Annotated in this window: 13 protein-coding genes; 9 read left to right on the top strand and 4 right to left on the bottom strand. The window is 69.1% G+C overall.

The window, feature by feature from the left end; genetic code table 11:
- Positions 1-46: 46 nt before the first annotated feature.
- Both XAN126_RS0121370 and XAN126_RS0121365 read right to left on the bottom strand, forming a co-directional pair.
- Positions 47-3,184 carry a multidrug efflux RND transporter permease subunit gene (locus XAN126_RS0121370; protein WP_024280597.1) on the bottom strand — a complete coding sequence of 1,046 codons (3,138 nt, stop codon included), beginning with the start codon at positions 3,182-3,184 and terminating at the stop codon, positions 47-49.
- Complete coding sequence (locus XAN126_RS0121365) at positions 3,181-4,347, bottom strand: efflux RND transporter periplasmic adaptor subunit (RefSeq protein WP_024280596.1); 1,167 nt, start codon at positions 4,345-4,347, stop codon at positions 3,181-3,183. The genes XAN126_RS0121370 and XAN126_RS0121365 overlap by 4 nt, the downstream gene beginning before the upstream one ends.
- Before the next feature lie 278 nt (positions 4,348-4,625).
- Between XAN126_RS0121365 and XAN126_RS0121360 the strand changes: the two genes are divergently transcribed.
- The 4 genes from XAN126_RS0121360 to XAN126_RS0121345 all read left to right on the top strand — a co-directional run bounded on the left by XAN126_RS0121360 (position 4,626) and on the right by XAN126_RS0121345 (position 7,057).
- Entirely contained in the window at positions 4,626-5,186 is a 561-nt protein-coding gene (locus XAN126_RS0121360; protein WP_024280595.1) for a sigma-70 family RNA polymerase sigma factor, read from the top strand.
- On the top strand, positions 5,176-5,646 hold the full coding sequence (locus XAN126_RS0121355) for a hypothetical protein (RefSeq protein WP_024280594.1): 471 nt from the start codon (positions 5,176-5,178) through the stop codon (positions 5,644-5,646). Before XAN126_RS0121360 ends, XAN126_RS0121355 begins: the two co-directional genes overlap by 11 nt.
- Positions 5,647-5,651: 5 nt before the next feature.
- Positions 5,652-6,152, top strand: a complete 501-nt coding sequence (locus XAN126_RS0121350) for a periplasmic heavy metal sensor (protein WP_197024078.1) — start codon at positions 5,652-5,654, stop codon at positions 6,150-6,152.
- Positions 6,153-6,361: 209 nt separating this feature from the next.
- Positions 6,362-7,057: a VIT family protein gene (locus XAN126_RS0121345; RefSeq protein ID WP_024280592.1), complete on the top strand. Its 696-nt coding sequence runs from the start codon at positions 6,362-6,364 to the stop codon at positions 7,055-7,057.
- An 83-nt stretch (positions 7,058-7,140) separates the two neighbouring features.
- Here the strand turns inward: XAN126_RS0121345 and XAN126_RS0121340 are convergent, their stop codons facing one another.
- Positions 7,141-8,496 (bottom strand): MFS transporter, encoded by a 1,356-nt coding sequence (locus tag XAN126_RS0121340; protein ID WP_029877546.1) that lies wholly within the window; start codon positions 8,494-8,496, stop codon positions 7,141-7,143.
- Between the two features lie 194 nt (positions 8,497-8,690).
- The gene (locus XAN126_RS0121335; protein ID WP_024280590.1) at positions 8,691-9,623 is read right to left on the bottom strand and encodes a dihydrodipicolinate synthase family protein; all 933 of its coding nucleotides are present in this window, start codon (positions 9,621-9,623) and stop codon (positions 8,691-8,693) included.
- Positions 9,624-9,792: 169 nt separating this feature from the next.
- On the opposite strand from XAN126_RS0121335, the gene XAN126_RS0121330 reads away from it, so the two are divergent.
- The 5 genes from XAN126_RS0121330 (at position 9,793) to cydC (ending at position 15,911) form a co-directional block, all read left to right on the top strand.
- Positions 9,793-10,875: a LacI family DNA-binding transcriptional regulator gene (locus tag XAN126_RS0121330; protein ID WP_024280589.1), complete on the top strand. Its 1,083-nt coding sequence runs from the start codon at positions 9,793-9,795 to the stop codon at positions 10,873-10,875.
- Positions 10,876-11,004: 129 nt separating this feature from the next.
- On the top strand, positions 11,005-11,523 hold the full coding sequence (locus XAN126_RS0121325; RefSeq protein WP_024280588.1) for a hypothetical protein: 519 nt from the start codon (positions 11,005-11,007) through the stop codon (positions 11,521-11,523).
- A 54-nt stretch (positions 11,524-11,577) separates the two neighbouring features.
- Positions 11,578-12,204: a DUF4202 domain-containing protein gene (locus XAN126_RS0121320; RefSeq protein WP_024280587.1), complete on the top strand. Its 627-nt coding sequence runs from the start codon at positions 11,578-11,580 to the stop codon at positions 12,202-12,204.
- A 60-nt stretch (positions 12,205-12,264) separates the two neighbouring features.
- Positions 12,265-14,121: a thiol reductant ABC exporter subunit CydD gene (gene cydD, locus XAN126_RS0121315; protein WP_024280586.1), complete on the top strand. Its 1,857-nt coding sequence runs from the start codon at positions 12,265-12,267 to the stop codon at positions 14,119-14,121.
- Entirely contained in the window at positions 14,118-15,911 is a 1,794-nt protein-coding gene (cydC, locus tag XAN126_RS0121310) for a thiol reductant ABC exporter subunit CydC (protein ID WP_024280585.1), read from the top strand. The genes cydD and cydC overlap by 4 nt, the downstream gene beginning before the upstream one ends.
- Positions 15,912-15,977: the final 66 nt, after the last annotated feature.

Here is a 15,977-nt window from a genome sequence, read left to right as displayed (position 1 = left end):
GGCCGGAAATGGGCCTCCTTCCGGCCTGAAGGTCAAGGGGGCTCCGCTACTCCGCCGCCTCGTCGAGATGCGGCACCGGGGCGAGGCGCACCGGGGCGGCGGGCTTCTCGCGCTTGCGGGTGAGCCAGCGCTGGAGCCGGACCATGTAGAGATAGACCACCGGCGTCGTGTAGAGCGTGAGCACCTGGCTCACCATGAGACCACCGACGATGGCAAAGCCCAGCGGGCGGCGCAGCTCCGAGCCGGTGCCCGTCCCCAGCATCAGCGGCAGGGCGCCGAGCAGCGCCGCCATGGTGGTCATCATGATGGGCCGGAAGCGGATGAGGCACGCTTCATAGATGGAGTCTTCCGGCGACTTGCCCTCGCGTTCCCGCACCAGAGCGAAGTCGATCATCATGATCGCGTTCTTCTTCACGATGCCGATGAGCAGGAGGATGCCGATGAGGGCGATGACGGAGAGGTCATAACCCGCCACATAGAGCACCAGCAGCGCCCCCACCCCCGCCGAGGGCAGGCTGGAGAGGATGGTGAGCGGGTGGATGAAGCTCTCATAGAGCACGCCGAGGATGATGTAGACGGCGACGATGGCGGCGAGGATCAGGTAGGGCTGGGTGCGGAGCGAGTTCTGGAACGCCTGCGCCGTGCCCTGGAAGGTGCCGATCAGCGTCTGCGGCATGCCGGCTTCCTGCTCCGCCTGCTTGATGGCGTCCACCGCCTGCCCCAGCGCGACGCCCGGCGCGAGGTTGAAGGAGAGCGTCACCGCCGGGAACTGGCCCTGGTGGGAGATGGAGAGATAGGCGGTCTTGGAATTGTCCACCTTCACGAAGGCGGAGAGCGGGATCTCCTCGCCGGTGCGCGGCGAGCGCACGTACACCTTGTCCAGCGCGCCGGGGTCGGTCTGGAGCTTGGGATCGACCTCCAGGATGACGTGGTATTGCGAGAGCTGGGTGAAGTATTGCGCCACCTGCCGCTGGCCGAAAGCATCGTAAAGCGTGTCGTCGATCACCTGCGGCAGGATGCCGAAGCGGGCGGCGGTGTCGCGGTCGATGGTGAGGGAGACGGTGGGCGCGTTGGTCTGCTGGTCGGTGGCGACGTCGGTCAGCTCCGGCAGGGATTTCAGCTTGGCCAGCATGCGCGGGCCCCAGGCGTTCAGCTCGTCGAGATTGGCGTCCTGCAATGTGTATTGATACTGGGTGCGGGAGGCGCGCCCGCCCACGTTGATGTCCTGCGAGGCTTGCAGGAACAAAGCGATGCCCTCCACCTTCGCAAGCTGCGGCCTCAGGCGGTGGATCACCTCGTCGGCGGTCACGTCGCGCTCGCTCCTCGGCTTCAGGGTGATCCAGACGCGGCCGGTGTTGATGGTCTGTGAGCCGCCGGTGGCGCCCACCGAGCCGGAGACGTTCTCGATGGCGGGGTCGCGCGCCACGATGTCGAGCAGCGCCATCTGCTTGCTCGTCATGGCCGAGAAGGAGATGTCCTGCGCCGCCTCGGAGAAGCCCTGGATGAAGCCGGTGTCCTGCTGCGGGAAGAAGCCCTTGGGAATGGCCACATAGAGCCAGCCGGTGGCGGCGACGGTTGCGAGGAGGCTCATCAGGGTGAGGAACTGGTGCTTCAGCACCCACTTCAGGCCGGTGTCATAGACCTTCAGCATCCCGTCGAAGAAGGCTTCGGCCGCCATGTAGGCACGCCCGTGCTTCACGCCGTGCTCGTTCTTGAGGAACAGGGAGCACATCATGGGCGTCAGCGTCAGCGACACCACCACCGAGACGAGGATGGTGATGGTGACGGTGACGGCGAACTCGCGCAAAAGGCGCCCGACAATGCCGCCCATGAGCAGCACGGGGATGAACACCGCCACCAGTGACAGGCTGATGGAGATGATGGTGAAGCCGATCTCGCCCGCCCCCTTCAGCGCCGCATCGAACGGGCGCATGCCCTCCTCGATGTAGCGATAGATGTTCTCCAGCATCACGATGGCATCGTCCACGACGAAGCCCACCGCGATGGTGAGGGCCATGAGGGAGAGGTTGTCGAGGCTGTAGCCAACCACATACATCACCGCGAAGGTGCCGATGAGCGCCATGGGCACAGTGACGCTCGGGATGATGGTGGCCCAGAGGCTGCGCAGGAAGGCGAAGATCACCGCCACCACCAGCGCGATGGTGATGAGCATGGTGAGCTGCACGTCGTCCACCGAGGCGCGGATGGTCTCGGTGCGATCGCCGATGATCTTCACCGTGATGCCGGGGGGGAGCGACGCCTCCAGCCGCGGGATGGCCGCCTTCACCCGGTCCACCGCATCGATGACGTTCGCGCCGGGCTGCTTGAACACGATGAGCTGGATGCCGCGCTTGCCGTTCTGCCAGGAGGCGAGGCGGGCATTTTCCGGTCCGTCCACCGCGCGGCCGATGTCGCGGATGCGCACCGGCGCGCCGTTCTTGTAGGCGACCACCACCTCGTTCCAGGGCAGGGCGGTGAGCAGCTGGTCGTCGGCATAGATGGTGAAGCCCTGCGCCGGCCCGTCGAAGCTGCCCTTGGGCTGGTCCACGGTCGCGGCGGTGAGCACCGCGCGCACGTCTTCCAGGCTCATGCCCAGCGCCGCGATCTTGGCGGGGTCCACCTGCACCCGCACCGCCGGCTTCTGCTCGCCGGTGATCGCCACCTGCGCGATGCCGGGAATCTGGCTCATCTGCTGGGCGAGGATAGTGTCGGCCGCGTCGTCGAGCTTGGTGAGGGGATGAAGGTCCGACTGAACGGACAGGATGAGAATGGGCGCGTCCGCCGGATTGACCTTTCGGAAGGTGGGCGGGCTCGGCAGGTTCTTCGGCAACTGGCCGGACGCGGCGTTGATGGCGGACTGCACGTCCTGGGCGGCGGCATCGATGCTGCGGCCGAGATCGAACTGGATGGTGATGGAGGCGACGCCCAGCGCGCTGGTGGAGGTCATCTGCGTTACGCCGGCGATCTGGCTGAACTGTCGTTCCAGCGGCGTCGCGACCGAGGATGCCATGGTCTCGGGGCTGGCGCCCGGAAGGCTTGCGGAGACCTGGATGGTCGGGAAGTCCACCTGCGGCAGGGGTGCCACGGGCAGCAGCGGATAGGCCACGAGGCCGACCAGCAGCAGTGCCGCCATCAACAGCGTGGTGGCGATGGGCCGCCGGATGAAGGGCGCTGAGACGTTCATGCCGGCGCCCCCACCGACACGCTCCTCGCAGGCGGCGCGGCCGGCGGCGGACGCACGGTGATGCGGGCGCCGGGGGTGAGCTTGTACTGGCCGTCGATCACCACCTGATCGCCCGCCGCCAGCCCGGTGGCGATGGAGGCGGTGCCGGCGCTGATCCCGCTCGTGGTGACGGAACGCTTCTCCACCGTGTCATCCGGCTTCACCACATAGACATAGAAGCCGTCCGGCCCGCGCTGGATCGCCTGCGCGGGGATGGTGACGACGTCGTGGTGGGTGTCGAGCAGCACCTTCACGTTCACGAAGGCGCCGGGCCAGAGCTTGAGGTCGTCGTTCGGGAACATGGCCTTGATGCGCAGCGTGCCGGTGTCGGAGCTGATCTGGTTGTCGATCAGCGCCACCGTGCCTTCGCCCACCTTCGTCACGCCGTCGCGGCGGAAGGCGAGGGCCGAGACCGGGCCGCGCGCCAGCGCCGCCTGCATGTCATCGAGCCGGTCCTGCGGCAGGGTGAAGACCACGGCGACGGGCTTCAGCTGGGTGATGACCACCAGCCCGCCCTCGTCATTGGCGTGGACGATGTTGCCCTCGTCCACCAGCCGCACGCCGGTGCGGCCGGAGATGGGTGCGCAGATGGTGGTGTAGTCGAGCTGGATCTGGGCGGTGTCGATGGCGGCCTCGTCGCCCGCGATCTGCGCCTGATACTGGGCGACCAGCGCGCTCTGGGTATCGAGCTGCTGCTGGGACGCCGCCTGCTTGGGCACCAGAACCTTGTAGCGGTCGTAGTCCGCCTTGGCGTTGGCGAGGAGGGCCTCGTCCTTGGCCCGCGCTGCCTTGGCCTGGGCGAGGGCGGCGGCGAAGGGGCGCTGGTCGATCTGGGCGAGGATGTCGCCCGCCTTCACCTCCTGCCCCTCCTTGAACACCACCTTGGTCAGCTCGCCGTCGACGCGGACCTTCACGGGGATGGTGTTGGAGGCCTGCACCGTGCCGATGCCCTCGCCATAGACCGGCACGTCCTCCACCTTCACCGCCGTGGCGATAACCGGGATGGGCGGGGGTGGTGCCTTGGGCTTCGGCGCCTGCGCTGCGGCTCCGATCAGTCCCTGCTGCCAGGCGAGGGCGCCGGCGACGACAACGATCGATGAAATGACGAAGGGGAAGACACGCATCAGGCCGTCCTGCGGCAATAGTCGATGCCCCCTTGAACACCCGCGCTGCCGGAACCCTGCGCGCGCTGCAGCAAAGCTCACGTCTCTGTGATGAGTGGGGCGGAGCGCAGGGTTTAGCGCGCCCGGGTGTTCAATTGCCAACGTCCGGCGAACTGCGGACCGGCTACCGTGGCCGCTCCTGCGAACAATCCGGCGGCGATGGACTTGAAGGGAGTTCGCATCATGGTGCCATGTTGCGGGCGGAACGGGCCGGGACACAGGCGGGCAGTTGGACGCGCATGCGCGAGCCGAGCGACGAGGATCTCATGTCGGCCATCGCCGCCGGCGATGAAGCCGCGTTCCGCGCGCTCTGCCAGCGCTATGCGGTGCGGGCCGTCGCCTTCGCCCGGCGCTTCGTGGGCAACAGCAGCGATGCGGAAGATATCGCCCAGGAGGCCCTGCTGCGGGTCTGGCGGGCGGCGCCCCGCTGGCGGCCGGATGCGGCCTTCGGCACCTGGTTCTACCGCATCGTCATCAATCTGTGCCTCAATGTCCGCCGCCGCCTGCCGTTCTTCGGCCTCGACGTGGCCGGCGAGCGGGCTGATCCGGCGCCCGACGCGCTCGCCGTCATGGAGCGGCAGGAGGAGGACCGGGCCTTGCTCGCCGCGGTCGCTGCGCTTCCCGAACGGCAGCGCGTGGCCATATTGCTTACCTACTGGGAGGGGGTCTCCAACGCCCACGCTGCGGAGATTCTCGGCACCTCGGTTTCCGGCGTGGAGACACTGCTCGTCCGCGCCCGGCGCAGCCTGCGCCTGAGCCTGGGTGCTGCACGAAAAGAAGGACAGGGCGATGACACGTGAGGAATTCGAGCACCTCTTGATCCGCCACGGCACGGATGTCGCGCTGTGGCCGCCTGCGTCCCGCATTGCCGCCGAGGCGCTGCTCGCGACGGACGTGGCGGCGCGGGCGCTGCTGGCCGACGAGATCGCGCTGGAGCGGCGGCTCGCCGGCGCAGCGCGGCTTGCGAGCGAGGCGGACATGCGGCCGGCGCGGCGTGTCACGCTCGCGCTCGCCAACGCGCCGCTGCCGCGCCAGTCCCGCCGCCACCCGGTGCTCTGGCTGCCGGACTGGCTCATCGCGCTCGACCTGCGGCCGGCCTGGCCGAGCATCGCCGCGCTCGCCGGCATGGCGCTGCTCGGCTTCATGGTGGGGTCGAGCGACACGCTCGTCAGCATCGGCCCGGCCGCGCGGGCGGGCGTGACCACCGATGTCAGCGCGGTGGTGTTCGAGCCGGGACCCATCGGTGAGGGCGTGCTGTGAGCCCCTTGTCGCGCCCGCTATCCGGCTTTTCGGGCCTCGCCTCCGCGCCGCGGCGTCTGCTGATCGCCTCCCTCGCGCTCAACCTGTTCTTCGCGGGCGTGGCGCTGGCTGTGGTGATGCGTGCGCCGCACAAGCCCGTCTTCCTGCCGGCCCCCAATGTGGAGGACCGCAGTCCGCGGGTGCGCATCGACCGGCTGGCGGCGACCCTACCCATGGCCGACGCCCGCCTTCTGCTGGCCCGCTTCGCCGCCGCCAACGGACGGCTGGTGGACGCCGAGGCGGCCTCCCGCGCGGCGCAGGAGCGCGCCCGCGAGACCTTCCTTGCGAGGCCCTTCGATCCGGCGGCGGCGCGGGCCGCATTGTCCGGCCTGCGTGACGCCCGCAGGGAAGTCTGGTCCATCGTTCACGACGTCATCATCGACGCGGCCGGGCAGATGTCGCCCGAAGGCAGCGCCCGCATCGCCGCCTGGGTGCCACCCGTGCCGCCCGACGAGCCTGCGCGATAGGGCAGATCCGGGAGCCGAGCCGGCCCCGGGAGCGCCACGAAGCATTGAGCCGGAAACGTTTTCCGCCTGTCGCCCCCGGCAGAAGGGGACGCGACCAAGCGCCGCTTGGCCTGCGCACCGCAACAGATTAGATCAACTCCAATCTGTAGCACGCTCCCCTGCGTCGCAGCCTGTACCGCGCCGATCCGTTCCTTCAAGAAGGTATCGCCATGAAGCCTCTGCACCGCGAAAACCACCTGATCGAACGCATCGGCTGGCTGCGCGCCGCCGTCCTCGGTGCCAATGACGGCATCATCTCGACGGCGAGCCTCATGGTAGGCGTCGCGGCGGCCTCGACCAATTCGTCGGAAATCCTCGTCGCGGGCGTGGCGAGCCTTGTCGCCGGCGCCATGTCCATGGCGGCGGGCGAATACGTCTCGGTGAGCTCGCAGGCCGATACCGAGAATGCCGACCTGCAGAAGGAGCGGCGCGAGCTCGCCGAGGATCCCGAAAGCGAGCTGGCCGAGCTGACGCAGATCTATGTGCGGCGCGGCGTCGAGCCGGCGCTGGCGCGGCAGGTGGCCGAGCAGATGACGGCAAAGGATGCCTTCACCGCCCACGCCCGTGACGAACTGGGGCTGGCCGAGCATGTGGTTGCGCGCCCCATCCAGGCAGCACTGACATCGGCGGTGACCTTCGCGCTGGGCGCGGCGATCCCGCTCATCATCTCGCTGGTGGCGCCCACCGCCCAGATCGCGCCGATCGTCTCGGGTGGTTCGCTGGTCTGCCTCGCGGTGCTCGGCGCGCTGGGTGCGCGGGCGGGCGGCGCGGACATCTGGAAGCCGACCATCCGCGTGACCTTCTGGGGCGCCATCGCCATGGCCGCGACGGCGGCCATCGGCACGCTGGTCGGCCACGCGGTCTGACCGGACCGACCTCGCACAGGTGCCGCTGCCGGGCCTATTCGCCCGCCAGCGGCCTGTCCCTGTGATGCCATGCGGCGGGCAGCCTACGGGGAGAGCTCCTCCAGAACCCGGCCCTTCGTCTCGATGGCGAAGAACATGGTGACGAGCGCACCCACCACGAGGACACCGGCGAAGGTGGCAAACACATACTGGATGCCCGCCGCGCCCATGATGGTGCCGACCACGATGGGGCCGGCCGACGAGCCGAGCCGCAGCCACGCGCTGCCGAGGCCGGTGCCGATCGCCCTGAGGCGCGTCGGGTAGAGTTCCGCTGAGTAGAGGTAGAGTGAAAAGGTGATGGTCTGCACGATCGCGTAGGCGAGGCCAGCGAGGACCAGAACCTCGGTCGGGGAGGTCGCCCCCATCCACGCCAGGGCCAGCAGCGGGATCGGTGCCGCGAGGAAGGCGAAGGTATACCAGCGCTTGCGGCCGACCTTGTCGATCAGCAGGGCGCAGGCGATGGACGCCACCACGCCGGCCACCGAGGTCAGGAGGCCGTAGAGCAGCGCCGTTTCCAGCGGCAGGTTGAAGGTCTGCCGGTAGAGGGTGGGCAGCCAGGCGATCATGCCGTTGGCCACGAGGTAGGAGCAGAACCACATGGACCAGATGGTGAGCGTGCGCCGGCGATAGATGCCGGAGAACAGCTCACGGATGCCCGAACGCTCGACCGGCTTCATGGCCACCGGCTTCGGCTCGGCCAGCACATGGCCTTGGGTGGTGGCGCTGTGTTCCAGGTCCGACACGATCCTGTCGGCCTCCGCATAGCGGCCCTTGGCGGCGAGCCAGCGCGGCGATTCCTTCATGAAGAAGCGCAGCGGGATGAGGATGGCGGCGGGGACGATCCCGACGAGGAACATGGCCTGCCAGCCATAGATCGGCACCAATGCGCGGGCGATGAGGCCGGCCCCGACGAGGCCGAACAGGAACATCACCTCATAGAGCAGGAAGAAGCGGCCGCGCCCCTTGGAGCCGATATATTCATTGATGTAGGCGCTCGCCACAGGCACCTCGCCACCGGTGCCGATGCCCTGGATGAATCGGAAGGCCATCATGGAGGCCGCGCCCCAGGCGAACAGGCAGGCGATGTCCATGCTGACGAACAGCAGGATGGTGAAGAGCAGCACGGAGAGGCGGCCGATGCGCTCGGCCAGCCAGCCGAAGAAGACCGCGCCGATGAGCTGCCCGAGGTAGCCCATGGAAAGGATCATGCCCGTCTGTTCGGGCTTGAGCCCCCACTCGCGCACCAGCACCGGCATGGCATAGGCGATGGCGATGACGGTGTAGCCATCGAAGAAGGTGGCGGCGCCGATGATGTTGCGGGTCCAGAACACGCGTCGGGTGATCGGGAGTCGTTCGAGGCGGGCGCTGATGTCGGCTTGGCGCTCGGCATCTCTGCGCAAGTCGGTTGCCCCGCTAGCACCGAGGTGCCGCGGCGTCTGCATGAGCATTGGGTTTCCTCCAGGGATGATCTTGGTTTTTCTTTTTGCCGGTGGCCAGAGGCACCCGGATTTGGCGCGTCCCGGCCTGGAGCCGGGACGCGCTTGTCACCCGCTAGGGGCGGAGGCGGCATGGGCCGCCTCCGGGGGCGTGAAACTCAGGCCGCGAGGGCGTCCGCGACCACGGTGAGGCCGGAGGCCTTCACCGCCGCGCGGATCTCGGCGTCAGCCGCCTCGCCGAGGGGCTTCAGGGGCTCGCGGATGTTCACGTTGTCGATGAGGCCGCGGGCGCGCAGCGCATGCTTGAGGGCGACGGTGCCCTCCATGTGCGAGCCGCGATGATAGACGGCGCGGGTCACGGGCAGGAGCTGCTCGTGATACTTGCGGGCGAGGGTGTAGTCCTGTGCCTTGCCGGCCTTGAGGTATTCGATGAGCAACTCGGGTGCCATGTTGCCGTAGCCGACCAGAAGGCCGTCCACGTCGAACATGGTGGGCAGCAGCCACTCGTCGTGGCAGGACATGACGGCGAGGTTCGGGAACGCCTTCTTGAGGGCGGGAATTTCATCGTACCAGCGCTTCATGTCGCGCACGCCGTTCTTGGTGGCGGTCACGCCCGGAATGGCGGCGATCTCGAGCTGGGTGTCGAGGTCGTAATTGGCCTTGGTCACGGCCGGGTACTGGAACAGGATGCACTCGAGGCCGGACTGGGCGATGGCCTTGTAGCGGTCCTGCGGGGCACCCTTCTGGTAGCCGAAGCGCAGCCAGCCGTGGTTCGGATACACGAGCGCGCCGCTCGCGCCGGCGTCGAACTTCTTCTTCGCCTCGATCTCGGCGACCTTGGTGCCTTCACCGGTGATGCCGGCGATGACGGGGAGCGGGGTCGCGTCCTTGTAGACGCGGATCAGCTCGATCTGCTCGTCGAAGGTCAGGAAGGTGCCCTCGCCGGCATGGCCGAGGATGACGAGGCTCTTCACGCCGGGAATGGCGGCCAGCCACTTGGCGAGGCGGGCGTTGCCGTCGAAGTCGACGTCGCCGTTGGCCTTGAAGAGGGTGACGGGGGCGGGGTTCAGGCCCTTCCAGTCGATAGCCATGGTTCGAGTTCCTTCCTTGGGATCGTTCAGACCGAAAATCCGGTCCCGCCTCCTCCGACCCGCAGTTTTTGTTGGATCGTTAGCGGGAACGTTCCCATAATTGCCCTTGTGTCCGTCTCCTGTCAATCGCTAACCTGTCGCCAAATGCCGGATCGAAGGACACAAGCCGTTGAACGATGACGAACCGCACGAGCGGCAGGGACGCGTCACCATCCTTGACGTGGCGGCTGCAGCGGGTGTGTCCAAGTCGACCGTCTCGCGCATCCTCGACGAGCGCCTGCCGCGCTCGGAGAATGCGACCGCCCGGCGGGTGCGACAGGTGGCGGAAAGCCTCGGTTATGTCCGCGACGTCTCCGCCGCGAGCCTCAGGCGTGGCCAGACCAACACCATCGGCGTCATCGTTCCCCGGCTGACGGACACGGTGATGGCCATGCTCTACGAGGCGCTGGCCCGCGCCTGCACCCGCACCGGCCAATTCGCCATCGTCGCCACCACCGACGACGAGCCGCGCGCCGACCGCAAGGCGGCGCAGACGCTGCTCCAGCGGGGCGTCGACGGCCTCGTCCTGTCCACCGCCCGCGAAGGCGACGATTTTGCCCAGGAACTCGCCGACCGTGGCGTGCCCTATGTGCTCGCGCTGCGCAGCGACGGGCGCAGCCTCGCCTCAGTGGGCGACGACCGGCTGGGGGGATATCTCGCCACGCGGCACCTGATCGATCTCGGCCACCGCCGCATCGGTCTCATCGCCGGCCCTGCCTATGCGTCCAGCAGCCGGGGACGCGTGGAGGGATACAGGCAGGCGCTCGCGGAGGCCCGCATCGCCGATGATCCGGCGCTCGTGGTCGAATCCACCTTCGGCATCGATTCGGGGGCGGATGCGGCCGAGCGGCTGATGAGCGCGGCCGAGCCGCCCACGGCGCTCTTCGCGGTCAACGACAACACCGCCATCGGCGCCCTCTCGACGCTCGCCCGCCTCGGTCTCTCGGTGCCCGGCGACGTCTCGGTCGTTGGCTACAACGATATTCCCATCGTCAGCCGTTTGCCCACGCCGCTCACCTCCGTGCGCGTGCCGTTCGACCAGATCGCCGCCGACGCGCTGGACCTGCTGATGCGAGGCCCCGTGACGCGCGCCGATCGCCTGCGCATCGCCGCCCCCACCCTGATCCCCCGCCAGTCGACGGCCACCCCGGCCCAGACTCGCTCCGGCATTTCCGGCCGCCGTGGTCCGGAAAGCCGACCGTCGGCGCGGTAGCGCGCCGGTCCCGGCCCTACGCGAGCCGGCCCCGGGATGTGCCTCCGCGAAGCCAGGGGATGCGACGGCCAATTCCTCTTGCCGCTGCGGCACATATCGCGGGCGCGAATTCCCCGGCATCATCGCGGCATGGCCGATTCCTCCGTTCCACCCCGTCCGCCCCGCCCGCGCAATCCGTTGCGGGTCGCCCTGCGCTTTGCTTTCCGGGTGGTGGTCGGGATCGTCATCCTGCTCGACGAGCTGGTCCGTCCGCTCTATCGGCCGCTGCTGGACTGGCTCGCCGCGCTGAAGCTGGTGCAGCGGTTCGAGGCGTGGGTTGGCGCCCTGCCGGCCTATGCCGTGCTGGTGCTCATCGCCGTGCCCTACGGCGTGGTGGAGCCGGTGAAGTTCCTGGCGCTCATCCACATCGCCAACGGCCATGTCCGCACCGGCACGTTCCTGTTCCTGCTGGCGCATCTGGTGAGTTTCGTCCTCATCGAGCGCATCTTCACCGCCGGCAAGGCCCAGCTGATGACGGTCCGGTGGATGGCCTATGTCATCGAGACGGCGGCTTCCGTGCATCGCTCGGTGTCGGAATGGTTGAGGCTCGCCGAGCTGAAGCGGCGGGTGCGGGCGCTGTGGCGCTGGGCGCGGCTGCGCTTGCGCTAGACACGGGCGCATCCGCGGCCATGATGGCCGCCAGATGTATTCACAGGAGACGCGATGACGAGCGACGCGATTCCCGCCGCCATGCTGGAGACGGCTTACGCCGCCATCGACGCGGCCAACGCCGCCGATCCCGCACGGGTGCAGGTGGACGGCCGGAGCGTGCCAGCGGCGGTGCTCTACGGGCAACGGATGACGCAGGTGCTCGACCGCTTCAGGCCCGATGCTTCCGACGCGCTGAAGATCGCCGCGCGCGGCCAGCACATCGAGCGCTTCACCATCCCGCGCGAGACCTATCCGGCGGGCAAGGCGGGCTATTTCCGCTGGCGCACGGAGCTGAAAAACGTCCACGAGCGGCGCATCTCCGAGATCCTGCGCGGCCTCGGCTTCGAGACGGCATTCTCCGAGCGCGTGGGCAAGATCGTCCGCAAGGACCGGCTGAAGCAGGATGCCGATATGCAGGTGCTGGAGGACGTGGCGGTGCTCGTCTTCCTCACCTACGAGCTGGACGCTTTCCTCCTGAAGCACCGCCCCGAGCCGGAGAAGGTGGCCGGCATCCTCGCCAAGACCTGGAGCAAGATGTCCGAGGAGGGCCACGCCGCCGCCCTCGCCCTGGACCTGCCGCAGGAGGTGGTGGACCTGCTCCATCAGGGCCTCGCCGCGCGGGCGAATGCGGAAGACTGAAGGTCCGTCCCCGCCTAGGCTCTTCGGCAACCGGCGCCCCGCCTGAGCGCCTTCATCGCAGTGTGGGCGGCGGGCGCGTGTGGTATCTCCCTCTGCCTCGGCGGGGCTGCCGCCCGGCCACGAACGAGGGGAGGGGACGTAATCGCCACGGATCGCAAGCGCCTCTCCGCCTTCCTGTCGGGCTTTCGCGGCACGGCGCGGGCGGACCTCGGCCGATCCCTCGCGGCATCGGCGACAACCGGCCTCCTCGTTATTGCGCAGGCCTTTCTCGTCGCCCGCATCATCGATGCCGTGCTGTTCCGCCACGAGGCGCTCTCCGCGCACGCTTTTGAGCTTGCCGCCCTTGTCGGCGCCATCCTGCTGCGCTTCGGCGCGGTATGGGCGAGCGAGTATTTTGGCTTCGCCGCCGCCGCGAAGGTGATGCGCGCCTTGCGCGCCCGGCTCCTCGACCGGGTGGAGGCCATCGGCCCCGTGGGCCTTGCCGAGGCCCGCACCGGCGAGCTGGTGGCGGCGCTGGCGGAGGGCGTGCGGGCCGTCGAGCCCTATTATTCGCGCTACATTCCCGCCTCATTGCTGGCGGTGATGCTGCCTGTCGCGGTGCTGGTGGCGGTGTTCCCGTTCGATTGGGTGTCCGGTCTCATCCTGCTCGCGACCGCGCCGTTCATCCCCGTCTTCATGATCCTCATCGGCAAGGGCACGGAGGCGCTGAACCAGAAGCAGTGGCGCCGGCTCGCCCGCATGTCCGGTCACCTGCTGGATGCGGTGCAGGGCCTAGCCACGCTGAAGGCGTTCAACGCCGCCGGCCGCATGGTGACGGAGGTGGCCGCCGTCGCCGACGACTACCGGCGGGACACAATGGCGGTGCTGCGCGTCGCCTTCCTGTCGTCGGCGGTGCTGGAATTCTTCGCCACCGTGTCCATCGCCCTCATCGCCATCTTCATCGGCTTCCGGCTGCTGTGGGGCGAGATGGCGTTTTTCCCCGGCCTGTTCGTGCTGCTGCTGGCGCCGGAATTCTATGCGCCGTTGCGCGCCATGGGCACGGCCTACCACGCCCGCATGGAGGCCATCGGTGCCGCCGAGCGCCTCGTCGCGCTGGAGGAGATGCCGGCCCTCGCCGAGAGCGGTGGCGCGACGCCGCTGCCCATCCCTGACGCCATCTCCATCCGCTTCGAGGATGTGCGCCTCGCCTTCCCGGACGGGCGCGTCGCGCTGGATGGCGTGAGCTTCACCATTGGTGCGGGGGAAACGGTGGCGCTGGTCGGGCCGTCCGGCGCCGGCAAGTCCTCCATCCTCAGCCTCGCGCTCGGCTTCGTGCGCCCCACCTCCGGCCGGGTGCTGATGAATGGGGTGCCGCTGGCAGAGCTGGACCTTGCCGAGGTGCGGCGCCGCATCGCCTACGTGCCCCAGCGCCCGCGCCTGTTCGCCGGCACGCTCGCCGCCAACATCGCCCCCGGCGAGGCGGCACCGGACCCCGCCCGGCTGGCCCGCGCGGTGGCCGATGCCGGCCTCGCCGATGTGGTGGCGGGCCTGTCCGGCGGCGTCGCGGCGGATGTGGGTGAAGGCGGCGCTGGCCTCTCTGGCGGTCAGGCCCATCGCCTCGCGGTGGCCCGTGCCTTCTACCGTGCCGCCCCCTTCGTTGTGCTGGACGAGCCCACCGCCCATCTCGACCGGGAGAGCGAGGCCGACGTGCAGGCCGCCCTCTCCCGTCTCCTCACCGACCGCACCGGCCTCGTCGCCGCCCACCGCCTGGCGAGCGTCGCCGGTGTGGACCGCATCATCGTGCTCGCGCGCGGGCGGATCGTCGCCGAGGGCACGCCCGCAGACCTCCTGCGCCATGGGAGGCTGGATGGCCGGCTCGATGGCGACCTCGTGCCCGATCTGGCCCCGGCTCCCGGAAGCGCGGAGGCGGTGAGATGAAGGACGCGCTCCGCCTCCTGCGCCTGATGGCGCCCCATGCCGGCTGGATGGGGCTGGCCGTGCTCGTCTCGGCGCTGGCGACCCTCGCTCATATCGCGCTTATGGCCACCTCCGGCTGGTTCATCGCGGCCATGGCGCTGGCCGGCGCGGCCGGGGCGAGCGTGAACTATTTTACGCCCTCGGCGGCGATCCGCGCCTATGCCGTCGTCCGCACCGTCGGGCGCTACGGTGAGCGGATCGTCGGCCACGAGGCGACGCTGAAATTCGTGGCGGCGCTGCGGCCGTGGTTCTTCGCGCGGCTGATCCCGCTCGCTCCGGCGGCGCTGGAGGACCAGCGCTCCGGCGATCTCCTCGCCCGGCTCAAGGGCGACATCGACCGGCTGGAATTCGCCTTCCTGCGTATCCTCTCGCCCGGTCTTGCTGCGGTTCTGGTGCTGGCCGTCGGGCTCACCGTCCTCGCGCTCCACGATAGCGGAATGGCGGTGGGCATCGGCCTCGCCGCGCTGCTTGCCGGGCTCGCCCTGCCGCTTCTCGTCCATCGCCTCGGGGCACGGGCGTCGCGGGAGGTGACGGCCGGCACGGCGCAGCTCAACGCTCTGCTGGTGGACCATCTGGAAGGGCGGGCGGAACTCGACATCTACGATCCCGGCCGCCGCCACCGCGCCGCGCTGGATGAGACCAGCGACACGCTCATCGCCCGCGAACACCGACTCGCCGGCATCCTCGGCTTTGCAGGTGCGGGCGTCGGGCTGTTCGCGCAATCCTCCCTCGTGCTGGTGCTGCTCTTCGGCGCGCCGCGGGTGCTGGCGGGCACGCTGCCGGGCGCCGACCTGCCCATGCTGGCGCTGCTCGCGCTCTCTTTGTTCGAGGCGGTGGCGCCGCTGCCGCTGGCCTTCCAGACCCTGCCGGCGACGCTCGCCTCGGCTCGCCGCATCTTCGACCTCATCGACCGTCCGCCGCCGGTGGAGGAGCCTGCCGCGCCGAAGCCGGTGCCGGAGGCCGGCACGCTGGCGTTCGCCCATGCGGGGCTGACCTATCCCGGTGCGGCGAGCGCGGCCCTCACCGACATCGATCTCGCGCTGGCCCCCGGCCGGCGCATCGGCGTCGTCGGGTCGAGCGGCTCGGGCAAGTCGAGCCTCGTCGCCCTGGCGCTCCGGTTCCGCGCCCCTGCCCCAGGGGAGGTGACGTTCGCCGGTTCGAGCATCGCTGACTTCAGCTCCGATGACCTGCGGCGGCGCATGGCGGTACTGGCCCAGGACGATCACCTGTTCACGGCAACCATCCGGGAGAATTTGCTTGTCGCCGATCCCGATGCATCGCCGGAGAAGCTGGAAGCGGCTCTGGAGCGGGCCGGCGTCCTCGCCTTCGTCGCGGCGCAGCCGGACGGGCTGGATACCTTCCTCGGCGCGAATGGGGCGAAAGTCTCCGGCGGCGAGGCGCGGCGGCTCGGGTTGGCGCGCGCCCTTCTGAAGGAGGCGCCGATCCTGATCCTCGACGAGCCCACCGAAGGGCTCGACGGCGAGACCGAGCGCCGTGTGCTGGAGACCCTTCTGGGCGCGACCCGCGATCAGGCGCTTCTGTTCATCACCCACCGCCGCGCCGGGCTTGAGGCGATGGACGAGATCATCGTGATGGATGGCGGCCGCATCGTCGCGCGCGGCGCGCCTGCCGACATGCTGGGCATCGTCGGGTCAGGAACGATCGGTCCCGGAACGATTTCGGGCGGCGTCCCGGAGGACACCGCCCGATCAGCCGGCTCCGGTCAGGGCTTGGAGCAAGCCCCATCATGATTATCTGGAGTTGCACAACCACCTAGAGCCAGTTCGTGTCGGCTCTGTTGATCCAGTTTCGTTACG

Source organism: Xanthobacter sp. 126 (genome assembly GCF_000526175.1).
Lineage (GTDB): Bacteria > Pseudomonadota > Alphaproteobacteria > Rhizobiales > Xanthobacteraceae > Xanthobacter > Xanthobacter aminoxidans.
The sequence above is the reverse complement of the archived record's forward strand: the minus strand, read 5'-3'. Positions and strand labels throughout refer to the sequence as shown.

What these genes read in the sequence shown, in the direction of transcription:
- XAN126_RS0121370 (WP_024280597.1), bottom strand. Translation starts at nt 3,184, where the DNA reads ATGAACGTCTCAGCGCCCTTCATCCGGCGGCCCATCGCCACCACGCTG.
- XAN126_RS0121355 (WP_024280594.1), top strand. Translation starts at nt 5,176, where the DNA reads ATGACACGTGAGGAATTCGAGCACCTCTTGATCCGCCACGGCACGGAT.
- XAN126_RS0121360 (WP_024280595.1), top strand. Translation starts at nt 4,626, where the DNA reads ATGCGCGAGCCGAGCGACGAGGATCTCATGTCGGCCATCGCCGCCGGC.
- XAN126_RS0121335 (WP_024280590.1), bottom strand. Translation starts at nt 9,623, where the DNA reads ATGGCTATCGACTGGAAGGGCCTGAACCCCGCCCCCGTCACCCTCTTC.
- XAN126_RS0121345 (WP_024280592.1), top strand. Translation starts at nt 6,362, where the DNA reads ATGAAGCCTCTGCACCGCGAAAACCACCTGATCGAACGCATCGGCTGG.
- XAN126_RS0121320 (WP_024280587.1), top strand. Translation starts at nt 11,578, where the DNA reads ATGACGAGCGACGCGATTCCCGCCGCCATGCTGGAGACGGCTTACGCC.
- XAN126_RS0121365 (WP_024280596.1), bottom strand. Translation starts at nt 4,347, where the DNA reads ATGCGTGTCTTCCCCTTCGTCATTTCATCGATCGTTGTCGTCGCCGGC.
- cydC (WP_024280585.1), top strand. Translation starts at nt 14,118, where the DNA reads ATGAAGGACGCGCTCCGCCTCCTGCGCCTGATGGCGCCCCATGCCGGC.
- XAN126_RS0121325 (WP_024280588.1), top strand. Translation starts at nt 11,005, where the DNA reads ATGGCCGATTCCTCCGTTCCACCCCGTCCGCCCCGCCCGCGCAATCCG.